The organism is Enterobacter sp. Ag1 (assembly GCA_000277545.1).
Taxonomy (GTDB): domain Bacteria; phylum Pseudomonadota; class Gammaproteobacteria; order Enterobacterales; family Enterobacteriaceae; genus Cedecea.
The window spans coordinates 1-1,929 of sequence record AKXM01000041.1; the positions used below are offsets into that span (position 1 = coordinate 1).

A 1,929-nucleotide genomic window follows, 5' to 3' on the forward strand; every position below is an offset into this window, starting at 1 on the left:
TTTTTCGTGATGGTCAATATCGATTAGGCGAAAAAGGGGAGCTGATAAAATATCTGTAAACGCCCGTTCCCCTGAAGACAACTCCATCAGCACAAAGCCCCGGCCTTCCGGCAGGACTTCGCTGGCAATCACGTCGCGGATGCCTCTTTTCAGGATTTTCATCTTGGTTTGTCCTGGCGAATAAAGTGGTCTCCATTAGACAGAAGTCACTGTCCAACGGCTGCATAACATTTTTATCCCATAAATTTCTAAGCGCCAAATTCTGACTATCGAAAAATAAGAAATCGGGACATAGATTATATTGAGCGTTGGTTTTATGCTGTGGAAAAGCAAACCTTAAGGAAAAGGAATGAGCGCACAGGCGGAAGAGGGCAGCCTCAGAAGAATGACATTGGGCGAAATTGCAATGGCTCGCCGGGTTTTCGGCGATTCAATTTCTTACAGCCGAGTATGGATTCATTGCGACAGCTATCTCCCGTTCGGCCTGCAGAAACAAAACTACGCGATGACGCCAAACGGAGAATTGTGGTACCGCAAGACGATGTATAAAGATGATTTCTCATCTGGCAGCGTCTTTCTTGAAGATAAATATGTTTTTATCCATGAGCTGGGCCATGTGTGGCAACATCAACACGGGCAATGGGTAAGGCTAAGGGGGGCTTTTAGCTGGGCGGCTGAATATACCTATAAATTAGATAAAGAGGCGCTAACAGATTATTCCCTGGAGCAGCAGGCCTCCATTTTAGCGGATTACTGGCTGTTATTGGTTTATGGTATAGACGCGTGGTCCTACTACCAAAGGTCCGGGCGGATGGGGAAATACAGAGGTACAGAAAGTAGCCGTGAAGTTCCGGTGCTGTATCGCAAAATAGTCACAGGGAAGGTGAGAACAACGCTATGAGAAAATGTTTGTTAGCCGCTGCCGTGCTCTTGCTGGCCGGGTGTCCTGGTCCGGGCGACAGAATGGTGCCGCGTCAGCCTGCAGAAGTCGTGGCCAAAGGTAATATTGTTTGCGTGGTGTCTCCGCTTGGCAGCGGCGAGCGCATAACGGCCGTACAAATTAACGAAGGGCATGGGAACGTGCAGTACAAGACTTTCGATGATGCTCCAGTTTATGTCGCGAAGGGAGACTGTCTGCCAGCCTTTGGTTTTACCTTCTCTCCCGGCAAAAAATACTCAGCCGCTTACGATGTAAAATCTGATAATTCTTCCTCTTATCTGGTCACCGCAGAGTTTTCTGTCACGGAGAACGCTTCCGGCGGAATAAGTATTCAGCACCCGAATTAGTGCTTACTCTCTGAATTGATCCCAGCAACATAAAGCCCTGGCAGTAAGGCCAGGGCTTTTCAGGCTGCTACTTCGTATAGAACTTGTAGGTTGCCGTGTAAGGCACTTTCAGCGCCGCGACGAAGGTCGCCGGGTCGCAAACCGTGGGGCCGATTACGCCGTCGCGAGTGTCCACGCGCTGGATGCTGCTCACGTTGGCAAACAGGCCTGGCTGCGCTTCGGAAGCACCGGTCAGCAGCAGTCATGGAATCGAGTTTTTATCTTTCGACGGGCGAGTGGCGCTTAGCGCGCCGGCCACCATTTTGCCGTCCTGCATGCCTGGCCCGCAGTTCGGACTAGTGTGCACGTGGAAGCCGTGAATGCCCGGCGGCAGGCCTTTCAGGGTACCGGCTCCGATCTAGCAGTGGCGCTGGGGAACGACGTAAATCAACATCTCTGATATGAATAAAATCCCAATTAAGAAATCTGAATTCAGACTCTTAATAAGGTACAACACTTACACAGTGGCTAACGACTGTTTATCATGCCTGGCTACCGGGATGGTAGAGACCAAAATATACAAGGACGTGATTTATGTCGGCATTGCAATTTCCCTGCAAGATATTTGAAACCCAGAAAAAGATGGATGACAAAAACGCCAAA

Annotated in this window: 2 protein-coding genes and 1 pseudogene; 2 read left to right on the top strand and 1 reads right to left on the bottom strand. The window is 49.6% G+C overall.

Annotation, left to right across the window (positions count from 1 at the left end):
• The first annotated feature begins 349 nt into the window (after nt 1–349).
• Together A936_RS16965 and A936_RS16970 are read left to right on the top strand one after the other, a co-directional pair.
• On the top strand, nt 350–901 hold the full coding sequence (locus tag A936_RS16965) for a hypothetical protein (protein ID WP_008459964.1): 552 nt from the start codon (nt 350–352) through the stop codon (nt 899–901).
• Complete coding sequence (locus A936_RS16970) at nt 898–1,287, top strand: putative T6SS immunity periplasmic lipoprotein (RefSeq protein WP_052154807.1); 390 nt, start codon at nt 898–900, stop codon at nt 1,285–1,287. The genes A936_RS16965 and A936_RS16970 overlap by 4 nt, the downstream gene beginning before the upstream one ends.
• Before the next feature lie 67 nt (nt 1,288–1,354).
• Here the strand turns inward: A936_RS16970 and A936_RS16975 are convergent.
• Nucleotides 1,355–1,678, bottom strand: a pseudogene (locus A936_RS16975) (DUF3455 domain-containing protein); the annotation flags it as partial.
• Nucleotides 1,679–1,929: the final 251 nt, after the last annotated feature.

What these genes read in the sequence shown, in the direction of transcription:
- A936_RS16965 (WP_008459964.1), top strand. Translation starts at nt 350, where the DNA reads ATGAGCGCACAGGCGGAAGAGGGCAGCCTCAGAAGAATGACATTGGGC.
- A936_RS16970 (WP_052154807.1), top strand. Translation starts at nt 898, where the DNA reads ATGAGAAAATGTTTGTTAGCCGCTGCCGTGCTCTTGCTGGCCGGGTGT.